The organism is Caulobacter sp. GW821-FHT10E02, assembly GCF_059415225.1.
The window spans coordinates 436,662-454,550 of record NZ_JBWKMV010000004.1; the positions used below are offsets into that span (position 1 = coordinate 436,662).

Below are 17,889 nucleotides of genomic sequence, written 5' to 3' on the forward strand. Positions count from 1 at the left end.
CAACCCTCATTTCTTAACCGCGATAATGATTATCGCGATAACGAGAAGCGATCTAAAGCGCCACCGCGACTCTGTCCAGCATTTTGTTTATCGCGATATCATTTTTCGTGGTATGAAGGATGCATGACGACCAAGCCCCCGCCCCCGTACCCGCTGGACCAGCAGCTCTGCTTCACCCTGTACGCCACCAGCATGGCGATCACGCGCGCCTACAAGCCCCTGCTCGACGCGCTGGGCCTGACCTATCCGCAGTACCTGACGCTGAACGTGCTGGGCGAGGCTGGTGAAGGGATAACGATCGGCGGCATCGCCGAACGCCTGGACCTGGAGTCCAGCACCGTGACGCCGTTGGTCAAACGCCTGGAAGCCGCCGGCCTGGTCGCGCGGCGGCGCGGGCTCGAGGACGAGCGCAAGGTCGAGGTGACACTGACGGAAGCCGGGCGCGCCCTGCTGGGCCGCTCGGGATGCCTGAACGACACGCTGCTGGAGCGGTCCGGCATGGAAGGCGCTGACCTGGGGGCGCTCAACAAGCGGATCCAGGCGCTGCACGAAGCGATCGTGAAGGAATAAAGGGCGCGGCGGCTGCCGCCGCGCCCTTCGGGTCTTACAGCTGTTCCAGCAGGTACTCGGCCGACGAGACCTTGAACTGGCCGGCTTCCTCGACGTGCAGCTGGGTCACGACGCCGTCCTTGGCAATCAGCGAGTAGCGCTGCGAGCGCTCGCCCATGCCGAACTTCGAACCGTCGAAGTCCAGGCCGACCGACTTGGTGAAGGCGCCGTTGCCGTCGGCCAGCAGCAGCACTTCGCCGTCGATGCCCTGGTCCTTGCCCCAGGCCTTCATCACGAAGACGTCGTTGACCGAGACGCAGGCGATCGTGTCGACGCCCTTGGCCTTCAGCTCGTCGGCCTTCTCCTTGAAGCCCGGCAGGTGCTTGGCCGAGCAGGTCGGGGTGAAGGCGCCGGGGACGGCGAACAGGGCGACGGTCTTGCCCTTGAAGATGTCGTCGGTGCTGATCGGCGCCGGCCCTTCGGCCGTGCTGGTCATGAAAGTCGCCGCGGGCAGCGTGTCGCCAACCTTGATCGCCATGGGCCGTATTTCCTCGTGTGCGTTTGAATTGCGCCTGCTCGAATATCCCTCGCGAGGGCGGTCGCCAAGCACGCTTTAAAACGTTCTGCGACTTGAAACCGTCACACCTCGTGCCAATGCTCTCATGATGGACAGCACCACCGACGATGAAGACGGCGAGTTCCTGATCGGGCGGCTCCTGGTGGCCATGCCCGGCATCGAGGATCCGCGTTTCGAGCGCACCGTGCTCTATCTGTGCGCCCACGACGAGGACCAGGCCATGGGTCTGGCGGTCAACCGCCCGGTCGACGGCCTGACCGTGTTCGAGTTGCTGCAACGGCTGGGCGTGAAGTCCGAAATCCAGGCCCCTGGCGACCTCGTCCTGCTAGGCGGTCCGCTGGAGCGCGAGCGCGGCTTTGTCCTGCACACCGACGACTTCACCTCGCCGGACTCGACCCTGCCGGTGGCCGACGGCGTCGGCCTGACCGCCACGCGGGACGTGCTGGACGCCATGGCCAGCGCCAAGCGTCCGCGCAAGGCGATGCTGGCCCTGGGCTATGCCGGCTGGGGTCCGGGACAGCTGGAGCAGGAGCTGCGCGAGAACGTCTGGCTGATCTGCGACGCCGACGAAGGCCTGCTGTTCGACGAGGACCACGAGCACAAGTGGACCCGGGCGCTGGCCAAGCTGGGGATCACCGCCGACCACCTGTCGGCGACGGCGGGCAGAGCCTAACCGCGCGCCTTCACCGGGGCCGCGCCGTCGACATAGGCCTCGTTCAGATAGACCTCGGCTTCCTGCGGCGACAGCGCCGGCGCGTAGCCGAAGCCCTGGCCGTAGTCGCAGCCCAGCGACTGCAGGGCATGAGCCATCTCGGCGTTCTCGACGCCCTCGGCCACGACTTCCAGGTCCAGGTCCTGGCCCAGCTTGACGACCGAGCGGACGATCTTGGCCGAGCCGGCGTTGCTGCCCATGGTGCGGACGAAGTAGCGGTCGATCTTCAGCGTGTCGAACGGCAGGCGCGTCAGGTACGACAGCGACGAGAAGCCGGTGCCGAAGTCGTCGAGCGCCAGGCCCGCGCCGGCTTCGCGCAGGGTCTTCAGGATCACGGCGGCCCGCTCGGGGTCGCGCATGATGTCGCTTTCGGTGACTTCCAGCTTCAGGGCGCCGCGCGGCAGGCGGTTGACACGCAGGGTCTCGGCCACGTCGGCCACCAGGCCGGGGCGGTCGATCTCTCCGGTCGAGAGGTTCACCGAAACGGTCAGGGCGCCCATCGCCGGGTGCGCGTCGCGCCAGGTGGCCAGCTGCTTGGCGGCGGTGTGCATCATGTGCGCGCCCAGCTCGCTCATCAGCCCCATCTCTTCGATCAGCGGCAGGAACTCGTCGGGCGGCAGCATCCCGCGACGCGGGTGGATCCAGCGGGCCAGGGCCTCGAAGCCCGACAGCGCGCCCGTCGACAGGCGCACGACCGGCTGGAAGTAGGGCTTGATCTCGCCACGGGCGATGGCGCCGCGCAGGTCAGCCTCCAGCGCCAGGCGCGACAGGCCGTCGGTCTCCATCGAGCGGCCATAGGCGGCAGCGCCGCCACGGCCAGCGGCGGCGGCGGCCTCGACGGCCAGCTCGGCGCGGCGCAGCAGCTCGGCGGCGTCGGGGGCGTCCAGCCCGCCTTCGGCCGAGACCGCGCCGATCGACAGGGTCGGGTGGATATCGAAGCCGGCCACGCGGAGCGGCTGCTCCAGGGCCTGGCGCAGCAGTTCGGACGGCTCGTAGCCCTGCGGCTCGCACAGCACGGCGAACTCGTCCTCGCCGATGCGGCCCAGGATGGCGTCGCCCGGGAAGGCGGCGGCCAGGCGCGAGCCTAGGGCGGCCAGGACCAAATCGGCGCGCTCGTGGCCCAGGGCCTCGTTCAGGCGGCGCAGGCGATCCAGGTCGGCGACGACCAGCTCGTGCATGCCGTCCTGGTGCAGGCGCTCGCGAGCGCGGGCGATGAAGCTGCGGCGATCCAGGAGCCCAGTGAGCTCGCAGCGCTCCGAAGCGGTGAACTTGGTTTCGGGGGCGACGACGCCGGCGGCGCGGACGCCCTCTTCCAGCCACACGCCCCGCCACAGGCAGGTCTCGCCGCCGCGCACGCGGAAGCGGGCGACGACCTCATGGCCGGGTTCGCGGAGCTTCAGGACTTCCTCGGCCTGGGCGCGATCTTGCGGCAGGGCCAGAGCGCGGAAGGCGGCGGACGAACATTCGGGGGCCAACGGGCCCAGACCCAAGGCGCGCGCGGCGCCGTTCAGGCGCAGACGGTCGGCTTCCGGCTCCCAGATCCACAGCGCGACATCGGCGCCGCCCAACGCTTCCAGCGTGGCGGTCGTGTCCCAGATCCGTCGCTCACTCGTCTTGAAAGACATGCCCGTCCCAAAAATCGTCGGTCGGGTCGCGGCGCCTACTCGGGCGCGACCATGCCGAACAGACGATGATCTCGCCAACCGCCGTTAATTTTCAAATAAGCGGGCGCATATCCTTCCTCAGAAAACCCACATTTCAATAACAGGGCGGCCGAAGCGGCGTTCTGCGGCATGCACGCGGCTTCAAGTCTGTGAAGGTTCAGACCCGTGAAAGCAAAGCGGATCAAGGTCTGGACGGCGTCGCTCATCAAGCCTTGCCGAGTATAGGACTGGCCGATCCAGTATCCGATCGATCCGGTCTGAGCGACGCCACGTCGCACGTGGAAAAGCCGCACGGCGCCGACGAAGGCGTCGTCTTCGCGGCGGAAAATGAAGAACGGATAGGCTTCGCCCAGCTCAAGCTCGCGGGCATAGGCCCCGAGTCGGGCGCGAAAGGCGGCCCGGGTCAGGTCATGCTCGGGCCAAGCCGGCTCCCAAGGCTCCAGGAACGGACGGGACTTTGCCCGCAGGGCCGCCCAGGCGCGATGGTCCTGCGGACGCGGCGGCCGCAGATAGACTTGGCGCCCCTCCAGCTGGAGACGGGGGCGGGCTTTCAGGAACGGCAGCAAAGCACTCACGACCGCACCTTCGGATGTCAGGCCTTGGAGGACAACGCCTTGCTGAACGCCTCGCCGGCCTTCAGGGACGACTTGGCGCCGAGCACGGCGGTGGCGGCCTGGCCGCTCAGCAGCCGCTGACCCAGGCGCGCGACGTCAGCGGGGGTCACGGCATCGACCTCGGCGGCCAGCTCGGTCGTCGGATAGAGGCGGTCGAACAGCAGCACCTGCCCCGCCCCCTGCTCCGCCCGCGACAGCGGCTGCTCGCGGGCCATGAACATGTGGGCCTTCAGCTGCGCCTTGGCGCGGGCCAGTTCGGCGTCGTCGATGCGCTCGGCCAGCTTGACCAGCTCCTCGGCGCAGACCTTGGCGGTCTCGACCGCGTCGCCGGCCGCGCAACCGGCATAGATGCCCAGCGCGCCGTGGTCGGCATAGGTGTCGGCATAGGCGTCGATATTGTAGGCGAGGCCGCGCTTTTCCCGCGCCTCTTGGAAGAGCCGCGAAGACATGCCGCCGCCCAGGGTCTCGGCGAAGATGCGCAGGGCGAAATAGTCCCGTTCACGCGCGCCACAGGCCGGCAGCATGAAGACGAGATGCGCCTGCTCCAGCTTGCGGGTCTCGGCCTGCGGACCGCCGATGAAGGCCGCCGCCTCCGGAACGCTTGCGCCGGGGGTGGCGGGCAGGTCGCCGAAGGCGCGCTCGGCGGCGGCCATCAGCTCGGCCTCGTCGACCGCGCCGGTGGCGCTGACCACCAGACGGTCGGCGGCGTAGACTTGGCCGCGCCAGTCGGACAGGGCCTCGACCGTGGCGGCCTCGACCGTGGCGTCGCTGCCCAGGATCGGACGGCCCACCGGGTGGTCGCCCCAGGCGGCGCGCTGGATCAGGTCGAAGACATAGTCGTCGGGCGCGTCGGCGGCCTCGGCGATCTCCTGCTTCACCACCTGCTTCTCGCGGGTCAGGTCGGCGGGGTCGAAGGTCGGACGCCGGACGAGGTCGGCGATGACGTCCATGCCCAGGTCGAGGCCGCCCTTCAGGGCGCGGACCTGGAAGCTGGTGCGCTCATAGCCGGTGGCGGCGTTGATCGAGCCGCCCTGGTTCTCGATGACCTCGACGATGTCGCGCGACGAGCGGTCGCCCGCGCCCTTGAACACCATGTGCTCAAGAAGGTGCGACCAGCCCGACCGCGCCGGATCCTCATAGGCCGCCCCACGCCCCGCCACGACGGAAAGAGCGAGGGTTTCAAGGCCCGGCATCGGGTCGCAGACGACGCGGACGCCATTGGGCAGGGTGCGGAGGATCGTGGTCATGAGCGGCGGTATCTAGGCGCTCGCACGCCTAAACACCAGTCCGGCTTCAAGTATTGGCCGCGAAGGTCCGCACGAAAGCTTTCACCGACGAGCCGTCGGCGGGCAGACGCTCGAACTTCTCCGGCTTCTTGGAGAGGTCCGGCGTGGCGCGCGGCGTGCTGGGCAGCAGGCCCGTGGCGGCCTGGACGGCTTCGGGGAACTTGGCCGGGTGGGCGGTCGACAGCACGACCACCGGCACCGAGGCCGGGACGTCCACGCCAGCCGCGGCGGCCAGGCCGACGGCGGTGTGCGGGTCGATGACCTCGCCCGTCTCGTTCAGGGTCGAGAGCATGGTCTTGGCGGTGTCGGCCTCGCTGACCGACGCGCCCCGGAACAGCTCGCGCATCCAGGTATGGGCGCTCGGCGGGATATCCAGCAGGCCCGTATCGGCGAAGGCGCGGAAGGCGCGGCCCGTCTCGGTGCCGTCGCGGCTGACGGCTTCGAAGTACAGGCGCTCGAAGTTGGACGCGACCTGGATATCCATGGCCGGGCTCTGGGTCGCGGCCAGGGACCCGCGCGAATAGCGGCCGGTCTCGATGGCGCGAGCCAGGATGTCGTTGGAATTGGTGGCCGCCGTCACCGAATGGATCGGCAAGCCTAGCTTCTTGGCCACGAAGGCGGCGTAGGCGTCGCCGAAATTGCCGGTCGGCACCACGAAGGCCACTTCGCGGTTGGGTGCGCCCAGGGCGACGGCCGAGGTGAAGTAGTAGACGCTCTGGGCCGCGATCCGCGCCCAGTTGATCGAGTTGACGCCCGACAGGTCCACCGCGTGGCGGAATTGGTCGTCCTGGAAGGCCTGCTTGACGATGTGCTGGCAGTCGTCGAACGAGCCCAGCACTGAGATGCAGGCGACGTTGCTGTCGACGGCCGTGGTCATGAACCGGCGCTGCACCTCGCTGATGCGGCCTTCCGGGAAGAGCGCGACGATGCGGGCGTTCTTGCGACCGCGGAACGCCTCGACGGCCGCGCCGCCGGTGTCGCCCGAGGTGGCGCAGATGATGGTCATCTTCCGCGACTGGCGCTCGAGCACATAGTCGTAGAGGCGGCCCAGCAGCTGCATGGCGACGTCCTTGAACGCCAGGGTCGGGCCGTGGAACAGCTCCAGCAGGTAGCGGTTGGCGGTCAGCTGCTTGACGGGCACGACGGCCGTGTGGGCGAAGGTGGCGTAGGCCTCCTCGCACATGTGCAGCAGGTCGCCCTTGGGGATGTCGTCGCCGACGAACTTGCCGACCACGGCGGCGGCGACCTCCGCGTAAGACTTGCCCGCGAAGCCCGCGATCTCGGCGGCCGAGAAGCTGGGCCACTCGCTGGGCACATACAGGCCGCCGTCGGGGGCCAGGCCGGCCAGCACCGCATCCAGGAAGCCGATCGGTGCGGACTGGCCGCGGGTCGACACATAGCGCATCAGGGTCTCAATCTCCGCCAGAGCATGGCGGCATAGATAAACAGCAGGGTTACGGCAAGACCGAACCACGTAAGAGCGTATTCCATGTGCCGATTGGAAATTTCTGCCGGCAGCGGCGCGGGCGTGATTTCGGCCGGCGCGGGGGTCTCGCTCTCGGCCATCAGCACCAGCGGCGCGGCCTGGCGTTCGGGGAAGCGCTTGAGGACCTGGGCGCGGTCGCCGCCCAGCTGCTTGATCGGCATCAGCACGCCGACGACGTGGCTCGGCGCCGCGAAGGCCTTGGCGGGCGCGCTAACCTGGCCGGTCAGGCTGGGGACGACGCCGCGATCGACCAGGATCAGGTCGTAGGGACCTTCCTCGATCCCGCAGGGCGCCTGGGCGCGCCAGACCATGTCGCCGTCTCGCACGCCATAGGCCAGCGGCAGCGGCGCGGCCTCGACCGGCGCGCAATCGACCGCCACCCGGGTCCAGGCGATCTCATCGCCCTTGGCCTGGGCGGTCAGGACTTGGCTGATCGGCACGGCCGGCGCGGTCTTCAGCGTCTCGATGCGAGCGAGAAGGTTCTCTTTCCAGTGCAGGCGCTGGACCTGCCAGCCGCCCAGGCCGCACAGGATGGCGAACGCAATCGCCGTGGCGATCGTCAGGCCGATCGGGAAGCCGGCTTTCTTGGCGGGTTGATCAGACATGGTCGCGACCGGCCTCCGAGGCCTTGTGGGCGATCTGGGCGGCGACCATCAGGCCCTTGGCCGGACGCATCAGGCCCAGGGTCAAGACGAGCACCGCCGGCAGCCAGATGATCAGCAACAGCCACACCGGCCAGTTCCAGGCGAACATCGAGAACAGCGCCCCGAACGCGCAGACCGCGCCGGCGATCAGGATCACGAAGGTCGCCGCGCCGTCGCCGGTCTCGAACTTGCCCAGGTCGAAGCCGCAGGCCTCGCAGGACCTCGCCACCTTCAGGAAACCCTCGAACAGATGGCCCTCGCCGCAGTTGGGGCAGAGGCCGCGCGCGCCGGCGGCGTAGGGATTGGTCTTGGTCATGCAGGCTAAGCCTTGAAACGAAAAAGGCCCGGAACGCTGTGTGCGCTCCGGGCCCCTTGGGATCTTGCGACCTTAGTGGGGCGAGGCCCCGAAGATCACGTAGATGAACGCGAACAGGAACAGCCAGACCACGTCCACGAAGTGCCAGTACCAGGCGGCCGCTTCGAAGCCGAAGTGCTGCTTGGGCGTGAAGGCGCCGTTCAGCAGGCGGATCAGGCAGACGATCAGGAACAGGGTGCCGACGAACACGTGGAAGCCGTGGAAGCCGGTGGCCAGGAAGAAGGTCGAACCGTACAGGCCCGAGTTCACGGCGGCTTCCGAATAGAACAGCTGCTCGTGGTTGATGTGGCTGTACTCGTAGATCTGGATCGTCGTGAACAGCGCGCCCAGCAGCACGGTCAGGATCAGGCCCCACTTGGCGCCCTTGCGGTCACCGACCTGCAGAGCATGGTGAGCCCAGGTGACGGTCGTGCCCGAGAGCAGCAGGGTCAGGGTGTTGACCAGCGGCAGGTGCCACGGCGAGACGGTCTCGACGCCGGCGGGCGGCCAGGTGGCCCAGGCCGTACGGACTTCCTCGATCGCCGACAGGGTGCGGTGATGATGGAACAGGGCCATCTCGAAGAAGATCCAGAACCACGCCACGAAGAACATGACTTCCGAGGCGATGAACAGGATCATGCCGTAGCGCAGGCCGATCGAGACGACCGGGGTGTGGTCGCCGGCCTTGGCTTCCTTGGCCACGTCCGACCACCAGCCGAACATGGTATAGAGCACGCCCGCGATGCCGGCGGCGAAAATGGCCCAGTTGCCCTTTTCGATGCCGAAGACGCCACCCTTGATCCAGCCGATCAGGCCAATGGCCATGACGGTGGCTGCGGCCGAGCCCACGAAGGGCCACGGGCTGGGCGGAAGGATGTGGTAGTCGTGTTTGACGGCGCCGGCCATGTTGCTGCTAACCCTTATATCCCTCTGACGCGGCGCTGGTCCCCCCGCGCCGGTCGTTCTGAAACGCTATAGCCCTCTCGACGGTGCGCCGCCAAGGGGTTCCACGATGCGAGGCGCCGCTACGGCCGCCACTTTGTTCGTCTTGTCGCCATCGACGGCGGGGAAGAACGTGTAGCTGAGCGTGATCTCGTTCTTTCCGACGGTCTCGGGATCCTTCACGTATTGCGGATCCACGAAGTAGACGACCGGGAATTCCACCGTCTGGTGGGGCTGGATCGTCTGGCTGGAGAAGCAGAAGCACTCCAGTTTCTGGAAGTACGGCCCCGCCGCTTCCGGCACCACGTTGTACAGCGCCCGGCCGGTCATCGGCTTGTCGGTGGGGTTGGTGACCTTGAAGAAGGCCAGGCCCGTATCGCCGATCCGCACGTCCTGACTGGCCTGCATCGTCTCGAACTTCCAGGGCAGTTCGCGGATGTTGGCGTCGAAGCGGATGGTGACCTTGCGGTCCAGCACCTTGTCCGGCTTGGCCTCGGCCTTGCGGACCGTGCCGTCGAAGCCTGTGGCCTGGCAGAACATCTTGTACAGCGGCACGGCGGCATAGGCCGCGCCGACCATGCCGAAGAAGGCGGCCGCGCAGATCAGCGCCACCTTGCCGTTGCGGCGGGCGGCCTGCTCCTGGGGCGTCAGCCCCTCGCCCTTGACGGGCTTCTTAGACGTGCGGATGGGCGACATTGGCGCCGAGCCTCACGAGGGTGACCACGAACACCATGACCACGAAGGCCACCAAGCCTAAGCCCAGCGCGATGTTGCGACCGTTGCGAGCCTTTTGGGCCGCATCTTTGTCTACCGGTTGATTCACTTGAGCAGCTCCAGGGCGTGGACGCCCGACACGGCTTCGCCCAGCAGGGCGGCGAACATGGCGAAGAGATAGAGGATCGAGAAGGCGAACAGGTTGCGGGCGGCTTTCGAGCCGGCGGCCTTCTCGTCCTCGGTGACGTCGTAGAGGGCCCGGTCCGCCACGCGCGGATCGGAGGCGTCGCCGGCCTTGCTGGTGAAGACACGCCAGGCCAGGATCAGGAACACCGCGCCGCCCAAGGCCGCCACGGCCAGGTAGATCGGGCCGCCCAGGCCGGTCAGCACGGGGCTAAGGCAGATGGGGATCAGGACCAGGCTGTAGAGCAGGATCTGCTTGCGGGTTTCCTTGGCGCCCTTGACCACCGGCAGCATCGGCACGCCGGCCTTGGCGTAGTCGGTGGTGACGTACAGCGACAGCGCCCAGAAGTGCGGCGGGGTCCAGAAGAAGATGATCGCCACCATCAGCCAGGCGTTCAGCGGGGCCGAGCCCGTGGCCGCGGCCCAGCCGATGGCGGGCGGCAGGGCGCCGGCCAGGCCGCCGATGACGATGTTCTGCGCCGTCCAGCGCTTGAGCCACATCGTGTAGACGACGGCGTAGAAGACGATGGTGAAGGCCAGCAGGGCGGCCGCGAACCAGTTGATCGCGAAGCCCAGGAACATCACCGACAGGATCGAGAGCACCACGCCCAGCGAGGCGGCTTCCTCGCCCTTGACCTTACCGGCCGGGACCGGGCGGCCGCGCGTGCGGCGCATCTGCTGGTCGATGTCGGCGTCGTACCACATGTTCAGCGCGCCCGAGGCGCCGGCCCCGACGGCGATGCACAACACCGCGATCGCGCCCAGAACGGGGTGGATCGGCGCGCGCGCCGCCAGCAGGCCCGTGAGGCCGGTGAAGACCACCAGCGACATGACGCGCGGCTTCATCAGCTGGAAATAGTCCTTCCAGCTGGCGGTCTGCGTCGTATCCGGCTGAGCCGTTTCCGAGGTCATGGCGAGGGTCTTCGACATCGAGGGGAATATATCGGTCTTGAATGGGCGAAGGGCGCGGCCTGGACCCTTAAGGATCCCGGCCGCGCCCCCGCTTTAGGTCCGGTTACGGACGACAGGACACCTTAGTGGTGGCTGTCTTCCTTGATCACCGGCGGTTCGCTGAACTGGTGGAACGGCGGCGGCGACGACAGCGTCCATTCCAGCGTCGTGGCGCCTTCGCCCCACGGGTTGGCTTCCGCCGGGCGGCGACGGATCGCGGCTTCCAGCAGCAGGATCAGGAACACGCCCACGCCAGCGGCGGTGATCATGTAGCCGACGGTCGACACGTAGTTCCACTTCGCGAAGGCTTCCGGATAGTCGACGTAGCGACGCGGCATGCCTTGCAGGCCGAGGAAGTGCTGCGGGAAGAACACCAGGTTCACGCCGACGAACATGATCCAGAACTGCAGGCAGCCCAGGAACTCGTTGTACTTCACGCCCCACATCTTCTCGAACCAGTAGAAGAAGCCGGCGAAGATGGCGAACACGGCGCCCAGCGACAGCACGTAGTGGAAGTGGGCGACGACGTAGTAGGTGTCGTGCAGGCTGTAGTCGATGCCGGCGTTCGACAGGACCACGCCGGTCACGCCGCCGACGGTGAACAGGAAGATGAAGCCGATCGCCCACAGCATGGGCGTCTTGAAGCTGATCGAACCGCCCCACATCGTGGCGATCCACGAGAAGATCTTCACGCCCGTCGGGACGGCGATGATCATCGTCGCGGCCACGAAGTAGGCGCGCAGGTTGATGCTCATGCCGACGGTGTACATGTGGTGAGCCCACACGACGAAGCCGACGAAACCGATGGCGACCATGGCGTAGGCCATCGCCAGGTAGCCGAAGACCGGCTTCTTGGAGAAGGTCGAGACGATGTGGCTGATGATGCCGAACCCGGGCAGGATCAGGATGTACACTTCCGGGTGACCGAAGAACCAGAACAGGTGCTGGAACATGACGGGGTCGCCGCCGGCGGCCGGGTCGAAGAAGTGGGTGCCGAAGTTACGGTCGGTCAGCAGCATGGTGATGGCGCCGGCCAGAACGGGCAGCGACAGCAGCAGCAGGAAGGCGGTGATCAGCACCGACCAGGCGAACAGCGGCATGCGGTGCAGGGTCATGCCCGGCGCGCGCATGTTGAAGATCGTGGTGATGAAGTTGATCGCGCCCAGGATCGACGAAGCGCCGGCCAGGTGGAGCGACAGGATCGCCAGGTCCATGGCCGGACCCTTGTGACCGATGGTCGAGAGCGGCGGATAGATCGTCCAGCCGCCGCCGAAGCCGTGGCCCGGGCCGCCGTCGACGAACATCGAGCTGACCAGCAGGACCCAGGCGGCGACCAGCAGCCAGAACGAGATGTTGTTCATCCGCGGGAAGGCCATGTCCGGCGCGCCGATCATGATCGGGACGAACCAGTTGCCGAAGCCGCCGATCATGGCGGGCATGACCATGAAGAAGATCATGATCAGGGCGTGGGCGGTGACGACGGCGTTGTAGCCGTGCTTGCCCTTGAAGACACCGAGCTGGGCCAGCAGGCCGTTGTCGGTGAACACCTGGATGCCCGGCTCCATCAGCTCCCAGCGGATCAGGCCCGACAGGGCGCCGCCGACCAGGCCCGCCATGATGGCGAACAGGATGTAGAGCGTGCCGATGTCCTTGTGGTTCGTCGAGAAGAACCAGCGGGCGATGAAGGGCGGCTTGTGGTCGGCGTCGTCGTGACCGCCGTGCGCGTCGTGAGTGTCTGCGGCGTGAGCCATCGGACTTCTATCCTACGATCGTATTCTTAGGCCGCCGGCGCGGCGGGAGCCGCGGCCGGAGCGGAAGCGGGAGCGGCGGCAGGAGCCGAGGCGGGGGTCACGGCGGCGGCGGCGGCCGGAGCGGCCGGAGCAGCAGCGGCGGCCGGCGGAGCGACCTTTTCCTTGACCCAGCTGTCGAACTCGCCCTGCGAGACCACGTGGATCTCGATCGGCATGTTCGAGTGGTCGACGCCGCAGAGTTCCGAGCACTGGCCGTAGTACACGCCGATCTTCTCGGCCTTGAACCAGGTTTCGTTCAGGCGGCCGGGGATGGCGTCGATCTTCAGACCGAAGGCCGGCAGGGCGAAGGCGTGGATGACGTCGGCGCCGGTGACCTGGACGCGGACGACCTGGTTCACGGGAACGACCATCGCCTTGTCGGCGGCCAGCAGGTACGGGACCTTCTTGGCGTCGGCCTGAGCCTTGGTCAGCGGCAGCGAGACGATTTCGCTGATCTTCTGGTCCGGGTACTCGTAGCCCCAGTACCACTGATAGCCCGTGGCCTTCACGGTCATGTAGGGCTTGGGCATGTTGTTGTAGGCGAACAGCAGGCGGAACGAGAAGATCGCGATCAGCATCAGGATCAGCACCGGGACGACCGTCCAGATGATCTCGACCGTGGTGTTGTGGCTGAACTTCGCCGGAACCGGGTTCGCCTTCTTATTGTAGCGAACGACGATCCAGATCAGCAGGCCCAGAACCAGCAGCGTGATGGCCGTGATGATCGGCATCAGGATCAGGTTGTGGAAGCGGATCGCGTCGTGCTTCAGCACGGAGGCGGCCGGCTGGAGGTCGATCGCGCCAGGCGTCGGCTGGCCCAGCAGATCCTCGGCGAGGGCGTTCCCCGCGAACATCATCGTGGCGGCGAGGGCGGACGCGCCCGTCATGAACCGCTTAATCCCCGAAAATTGCGCCTGCATATCCCTCACGGCCCGTTTCGGCGGCGGTTTGAGCCCGATCAAGGCCGCCCCGCGCCGACTTGCACATTACGATCCCAGCGCGCTCCGCAATCGACTTCGCGCTCATAGAATCGCGCATCGACGGCAGCCCGCCCCAAGGACCGGTCCGGAGGCTGCATACGCGCATCCCCAGCGGTTGCCAAGCACCAGAGACCACGCTCGCGGCATGGGATTGCCCGTTATCCCCGGCCTGGGGCGCTCCAGTCGCGAACCGTTCTCAGGAAGCCCCAAAACGCCCGTCCGCATCATTACGTATCGTTCATGAGTAGGTACCTTGCGTCAGTCAGTACCTGGCGGTAGAAGAGAGCATCAACGGAGGCAAGGACGCCGTGCCGGAAACGATTGAAATCCAACTGAAGAAAGGCGTGCTGGCGCTTTGCGTGCTGGCCCTGCTCTCGCACGCCGACAGCTACGCCTACGAGATCGCCAGCAGGCTGACGAGGGACATCGATATGGGGGAAGGGACGATCTATCCGCTGATGCGCCGCATGCAGTCGGATGGGCTGGTCGAGACCTACCTGGTGGAGAGCCAGAGTGGTCCGCCGCGCAAGTATTACCGCCTGACGGCCGCTGGCCGTCGGAGCTTCGAGCAGCAGAAGACCGAATGGTCGACGTTCTCGAACGCGGTCAACGCCATCGTGGGAGCCGCCGCATGACCCGCGCCGAGTTCATCACCCGTCTGCGCCGGGGTCTCGCCGGCCTGCCGGTGACCACCATCGCCGACATCGTCGCCGATCACGAGGCCCACTTCGCCGACGCGCAAGCCGCCGGTCGCAGTGAAGCCGAGACGGCCGCCGCGCTCGGCGACCCCGACCGCCTGGCTCGCGAAATGCGCGCCGAGGCCGGGCTGAAGCAGTGGGAGGAACGCAAGAACCCTTCCAACGCCATGGGCGCGGTCCTGGCCCTGCTGGGCCTGGGGGCCCTGGACGTGATGTTCCTGCTGCCCCTGCTGATGGGCGTGCTGGGGGCGCTGTTCGGGATCCTGGTCGCCGTGGTGACCATCTTCGTGGCGGGCGGCTTCGTCTTCGCCGCCGGACCTCTGACCGGACCGCCTGGCGGCCCGATCACGGCCTTCCTGACGGGCCTTGGCCTGATGGGCGTGGCCACCTGCCTCGGCGCCCTGCTGACGCTGGCCACCGTCGGGGTCTTCAACGCGGTCGTCTGGTACGCCCGTCTTCACTTCCGGCTGCTGAAGCCGGCCATGGACCAAGCCTGAGCGGAATAGGAGGGGACAATGTTGATCCGCAATACGCTCATCGTCGCCGGGGCCAGCTTCGTGCTCGCCATCGGCTGCTTCGCCGGGGTGGCGGCTCTCGCCGGCCCAGAGATCCTCAAGAACGGCTGGACCCTGCCGCTGGACCATGACGAGACCATCGTCATCCGCGAAAACGGCAAGGTCGTGCGCACCGGACGCCACTTCGTCCAGGGCCGACAAGCCGAGCCCAGCGTCGACCGCACCTTCAACTGGTCGGGGACGGACCAGCTGATCATCGACCTGCCGGTCGACGTGGTCTTCGTCCAGGGCGCCGAAGCCAAGATCGTCGCCTCGGGACCCAAGAGCTACATCGACCGCCTGCGCGTCGACGGCGGCCACATCACCCTGGCCGACAATGACGGCGTCGACCACGACAGCATCACGATCAACGCGTTCGGCGTGCATGTCGAAAGCGACTCCGATCGGATGAAGATCACGGTCATCGCCCCGGACGTCACCAAGTTCGACGTCCGCGGTTCGGGCGACCTGGAGATCCGCCGCTTCGACCACCCGGCCTTCGCCGTGCAGGTCAGCGGCAGCGGCGACGTCGAGGCCGCCGGCCGGGTCGACACCGTCGCGGTCGACAATTCGGGCTCGGGCTACGTCAACCTGACCGACCTGAAGGCCAAGGACGCCGTCTTCGACGTCTCCGGCAGCGGCGGCGGCGCGGTGTTCGCCACCAACAAGGCCAAGATCGACATCTCCGGCAGCGGCGACGTCGAGCTGCGCACCGAACCCAAGACGGTCAGCAGCGAGATCACCGGCTCGGGCGATATCCGCCGCGAGTACTGATCTCCAAAATATCCGTTCTCCCCGGCGAACGCCGGGGCCCAGATGCAAGAGCGCCCGTGGTCCGGACAGGATCGCGGGCGTTTCTGCATGCGCCTCTCAGCCCTACGATCTGGATCCCGGCTTTCGCCGGGAAGATCGGGGAATGGTGTGACAAAGGGGGCGGGGTGACGGACGCGTTCGGAAAGCCTACCTGTAGGCCCATGAACGCTCCCATCTCCGCCCATTCCCTTTTGGACGCCGCCGGCGTCGATCGTGACCGCGCCCAGTCGATCCTCGGCGAAGCCCTAGCGGGCGCCGACGATGGCGAACTGTTCCTCGAGCGCTCCGAGAGCGAGGCCTTCGTCTTCGACGACGGACGCCTGAAGAGCGCTTCTTACGATTCCGGCGAAGGCTTCGGCCTCCGCGTCGTGGCCGGCGAGACGGCCGGCTACGCCCACGCCGCCGAGATCTCCGAGGCCGCCATCGGCCGCGCCGCCGATTCGGCCAAGCTGGCCAAGCGCGGCTACGCCGGCGTCTCGGCCGAAGGGCCGCGCTCCACCAACGAGCGCCTCTACGGCGAGGACAACCCCGTCAGCGCCCCCGACTTCTCCGACAAGGTCAGCCTCCTCCAGGAGATCGACGCCTTCGCCCGCGCCCGCGATCCGCGCGTCGTGCAGGTGATGGCCTCGCTGGCCGGCGAGCGTCGCGTGGTCGAAATCCTGCGCGCCGACGGCAAGCTGATCCGCGACGTGCGCCCGCTGGTGCGGGTCAATGTCCAGGTCACCGTCGAGAAGGACGGTCGCCGCGAGAGCGGTTCGTCCGGCGCCGGCGGCCGCGCCGGCTTCGCCGCCTGGATCAGCCCCGACAAGTGGCAGGACCAGGTCGACGAAGCCCTGCGCATGGCCATGGTCAACCTCGACGCCGTCGCCTGCCCGGCCGGCGAGATGGACGTGGTGCTCGGCCCGGGCTGGAACGGCGTGCTGCTGCACGAGGCCGTCGGCCATGGCCTGGAAGGCGATTTCAACCGCAAGGGCATCAGCGCCTTCTCGGGCCGCATCGGCGAGCGCGTGGCGGCCAAGGGCGTCACGGTGTTCGACGACGGCTCGCTGCCGGGCCGCCGCGGCTCGCTGACCATCGACGACGAGGGCACGCCGACCGAGCGCACCATCCTGATCGAGGACGGCATCCTCGTGGGCTACATGCACGACCGCATGAGCGCGCGCCTGATGGGCATGCAGGCCACCGGCAACGGTCGCCGCCAGTCCTACGCCCACATGCCGATGCCGCGCATGACCAACACCGGCATGCTGGCCGGCAATGACGATCCGCAGGAGATGATCGCCTCGCTGAAGCGCGGCCTCTACTGCGCCAATTTCGGCGGCGGCCAGGTCGACATCACCAACGGCAAGTTCGTCTTCCAGTGCACCGAGGCCTACCTCGTCGAGGACGGCAAGATCACCGCCCCGGTCAAGGGCGCGACCCTGATCGGCGACGGCCCCTCGGCCCTGACCCGGGTGACGATGATCGGCAACGACTTCGACTTCGACCCCGGCATCGGGGTGTGCGGCAAGGCTGGTCAGGGCGTGCCGGTGGGCGTGGGCCAGCCGAGCCTGAAGATCACCGGTCTGACGGTGGGCGGGACGGCGGTTTAGTCACTGCGTCCTTCGAGGCCCGCTGCGCGGGCGCCTCAGGATGAGGAATTCAGTACAAACGCCCTCATCCTGAGGTGCGCGCTCTTGAGCGCGCCTCGAAGGACGCACTGCGCCTAGAGCACCCGCTCCAGATACGTCACCGTCTTCTTCCCACCATGGATCTCGGCGCTACCGACCTCCACGAACCCCAGCGCCGCGTGGAACCTGTCCGACGCCGGGTTCGGCGGATCGGAATTGACCTCACACACGATCCGCTCATGGCCCGCCGCCCGCGCCGCCGCGAACAGGTCGTCATAGAGCGCCCGCGCCAGGCCCCTGCCCCGCGCGCTGTCGGCCACCGCCACGCGATCAACATAGACGAAGGCCGGGTAGCGCTCGCGGAACCACAGGTAGTTGACGCTGTCGTAGTCGGCGGCCTGGTCGAAGGTCAGCAACAGGGCGTCGGCCACGCCCACGCGGCGGGCCACGAAGGCCTCGTCCACCAGATGCGCCAGCTTCTCCGGCTCCAGCCAGGAGAGCTCGACGGCGTGGGCGTTGTTCAGGGCCAGCAGGGCCTCGCCGTCCGGACCGGCCAGGTCGGCGGTCGTCAGCGGCTTCACAAGATCGGTCATAGAGGCCCCTCCGTCAGGAGCCACGCACCTAGGGCGACCGGCCGCCACGCGCAACCTTTCAAAGGTTTAATGCACCTGTCGCGCTTGTAACTTCCCCCGAAGGCCCGCCAACGGCACCTTGCGAGGCAGGTTTTACCAATCGCTTCGGGTAGGAGCGGAAAGCGGTCTGCGTGG

General features: G+C 67.4%; 20 protein-coding genes. 6 read left to right on the plus strand and 14 right to left on the minus strand.

What is annotated here, in order from left to right:
• The first annotated feature begins 123 nt into the window (after positions 1-123).
• A complete protein-coding gene (locus AC07NI_RS21905) occupies positions 124-570 on the plus strand; it encodes a MarR family winged helix-turn-helix transcriptional regulator (protein WP_494623049.1) in 447 nt (148 codons plus the stop codon).
• 34 nt (positions 571-604) lie between these two features.
• On the opposite strand, the gene AC07NI_RS21910 is transcribed toward AC07NI_RS21905, so the two are convergent.
• Positions 605-1,087, minus strand: coding sequence for a peroxiredoxin (locus AC07NI_RS21910; protein WP_494623051.1), 483 nt, complete (start codon positions 1,085-1,087; stop codon positions 605-607).
• A gap of 127 nt (positions 1,088-1,214) precedes the next feature.
• On the opposite strand from AC07NI_RS21910, the gene AC07NI_RS21915 reads away from it, so the two are divergent.
• Complete coding sequence (locus AC07NI_RS21915; RefSeq protein WP_494623341.1) at positions 1,215-1,799, plus strand: YqgE/AlgH family protein; 585 nt, start codon at positions 1,215-1,217, stop codon at positions 1,797-1,799.
• Here AC07NI_RS21915 and AC07NI_RS21920 read toward each other — a convergent pair.
• The 12 genes from AC07NI_RS21920 to coxB all read right to left on the minus strand — a co-directional run bounded on the left by AC07NI_RS21920 (position 1,796) and on the right by coxB (position 13,387).
• Positions 1,796-3,463: a putative bifunctional diguanylate cyclase/phosphodiesterase gene (locus tag AC07NI_RS21920; protein WP_494623053.1), complete on the minus strand. Its 1,668-nt coding sequence runs from the start codon at positions 3,461-3,463 to the stop codon at positions 1,796-1,798. The two genes, AC07NI_RS21915 and AC07NI_RS21920, sit on opposite strands and share 4 nt — an antisense overlap.
• Positions 3,464-3,498: 35 nt before the next feature.
• Positions 3,499-4,077, minus strand: coding sequence for a GNAT family N-acetyltransferase (locus AC07NI_RS21925; RefSeq protein ID WP_494623055.1), 579 nt, complete (start codon positions 4,075-4,077; stop codon positions 3,499-3,501).
• A 17-nt stretch (positions 4,078-4,094) separates the two neighbouring features.
• On the minus strand, positions 4,095-5,363 hold the full coding sequence (locus AC07NI_RS21930; protein ID WP_494623057.1) for a M16 family metallopeptidase: 1,269 nt from the start codon (positions 5,361-5,363) through the stop codon (positions 4,095-4,097).
• Between the two features lie 46 nt (positions 5,364-5,409).
• Entirely contained in the window at positions 5,410-6,807 is a 1,398-nt protein-coding gene (gene thrC / locus AC07NI_RS21935) for a threonine synthase (RefSeq protein ID WP_494623059.1), read from the minus strand.
• Positions 6,807-7,493, minus strand: coding sequence for an SURF1 family protein (locus tag AC07NI_RS21940; RefSeq protein ID WP_494623061.1), 687 nt, complete (start codon positions 7,491-7,493; stop codon positions 6,807-6,809). The genes thrC and AC07NI_RS21940 overlap by 1 nt, the downstream gene beginning before the upstream one ends.
• Positions 7,486-7,848 (minus strand): DUF983 domain-containing protein, encoded by a 363-nt coding sequence (locus AC07NI_RS21945; RefSeq protein WP_494623063.1) that lies wholly within the window; start codon positions 7,846-7,848, stop codon positions 7,486-7,488. The genes AC07NI_RS21940 and AC07NI_RS21945 overlap by 8 nt, the downstream gene beginning before the upstream one ends.
• 72 nt (positions 7,849-7,920) lie before the next feature.
• A complete protein-coding gene (locus tag AC07NI_RS21950) occupies positions 7,921-8,793 on the minus strand; it encodes a cytochrome c oxidase subunit 3 (RefSeq protein ID WP_494623065.1) in 873 nt (290 codons plus the stop codon).
• Between the two features lie 66 nt (positions 8,794-8,859).
• Positions 8,860-9,525 (minus strand): cytochrome c oxidase assembly protein, encoded by a 666-nt coding sequence (locus AC07NI_RS21955; RefSeq protein ID WP_494623067.1) that lies wholly within the window; start codon positions 9,523-9,525, stop codon positions 8,860-8,862.
• Positions 9,503-9,652, minus strand: coding sequence for a cytochrome c oxidase system small membrane protein (locus tag AC07NI_RS21960; protein ID WP_494623069.1), 150 nt, complete (start codon positions 9,650-9,652; stop codon positions 9,503-9,505). The genes AC07NI_RS21955 and AC07NI_RS21960 overlap by 23 nt, the downstream gene beginning before the upstream one ends.
• The gene (gene cyoE / locus AC07NI_RS21965; protein ID WP_494623070.1) at positions 9,649-10,656 is read right to left on the minus strand and encodes a heme o synthase; all 1,008 of its coding nucleotides are present in this window, start codon (positions 10,654-10,656) and stop codon (positions 9,649-9,651) included. The genes AC07NI_RS21960 and cyoE overlap by 4 nt, the downstream gene beginning before the upstream one ends.
• A gap of 104 nt (positions 10,657-10,760) precedes the next feature.
• The gene (ctaD, locus tag AC07NI_RS21970) at positions 10,761-12,428 is read right to left on the minus strand and encodes a cytochrome c oxidase subunit I (protein ID WP_494623072.1); all 1,668 of its coding nucleotides are present in this window, start codon (positions 12,426-12,428) and stop codon (positions 10,761-10,763) included.
• A 26-nt stretch (positions 12,429-12,454) separates the two neighbouring features.
• Positions 12,455-13,387, minus strand: a complete 933-nt coding sequence (coxB, locus tag AC07NI_RS21975) for a cytochrome c oxidase subunit II (protein WP_494623073.1) — start codon at positions 13,385-13,387, stop codon at positions 12,455-12,457.
• Positions 13,388-13,755: 368 nt separating this feature from the next.
• On the opposite strand from coxB, the gene AC07NI_RS21980 reads away from it, so the two are divergent.
• The 4 genes from AC07NI_RS21980 (at position 13,756) to tldD (ending at position 17,104) form a co-directional block, all read left to right on the plus strand.
• Positions 13,756-14,082, plus strand: coding sequence for a PadR family transcriptional regulator (locus AC07NI_RS21980; protein ID WP_494623075.1), 327 nt, complete (start codon positions 13,756-13,758; stop codon positions 14,080-14,082).
• Positions 14,079-14,642 carry a DUF1700 domain-containing protein gene (locus AC07NI_RS21985; protein WP_494623077.1) on the plus strand — a complete coding sequence of 188 codons (564 nt, stop codon included), beginning with the start codon at positions 14,079-14,081 and terminating at the stop codon, positions 14,640-14,642. Before AC07NI_RS21980 ends, AC07NI_RS21985 begins: the two co-directional genes overlap by 4 nt.
• Positions 14,643-14,660: 18 nt before the next feature.
• On the plus strand, positions 14,661-15,473 hold the full coding sequence (locus AC07NI_RS21990; RefSeq protein ID WP_494623079.1) for a GIN domain-containing protein: 813 nt from the start codon (positions 14,661-14,663) through the stop codon (positions 15,471-15,473).
• A gap of 200 nt (positions 15,474-15,673) precedes the next feature.
• On the plus strand, positions 15,674-17,104 hold the full coding sequence (gene tldD / locus AC07NI_RS21995) for a metalloprotease TldD (RefSeq protein ID WP_494623081.1): 1,431 nt from the start codon (positions 15,674-15,676) through the stop codon (positions 17,102-17,104).
• Positions 17,105-17,217: 113 nt separating this feature from the next.
• On the opposite strand, the gene AC07NI_RS22000 is transcribed toward tldD, so the two are convergent.
• Entirely contained in the window at positions 17,218-17,715 is a 498-nt protein-coding gene (locus AC07NI_RS22000) for a GNAT family N-acetyltransferase (protein WP_494623083.1), read from the minus strand.
• Between the last annotated feature and the right edge of the window lie 174 nt (positions 17,716-17,889).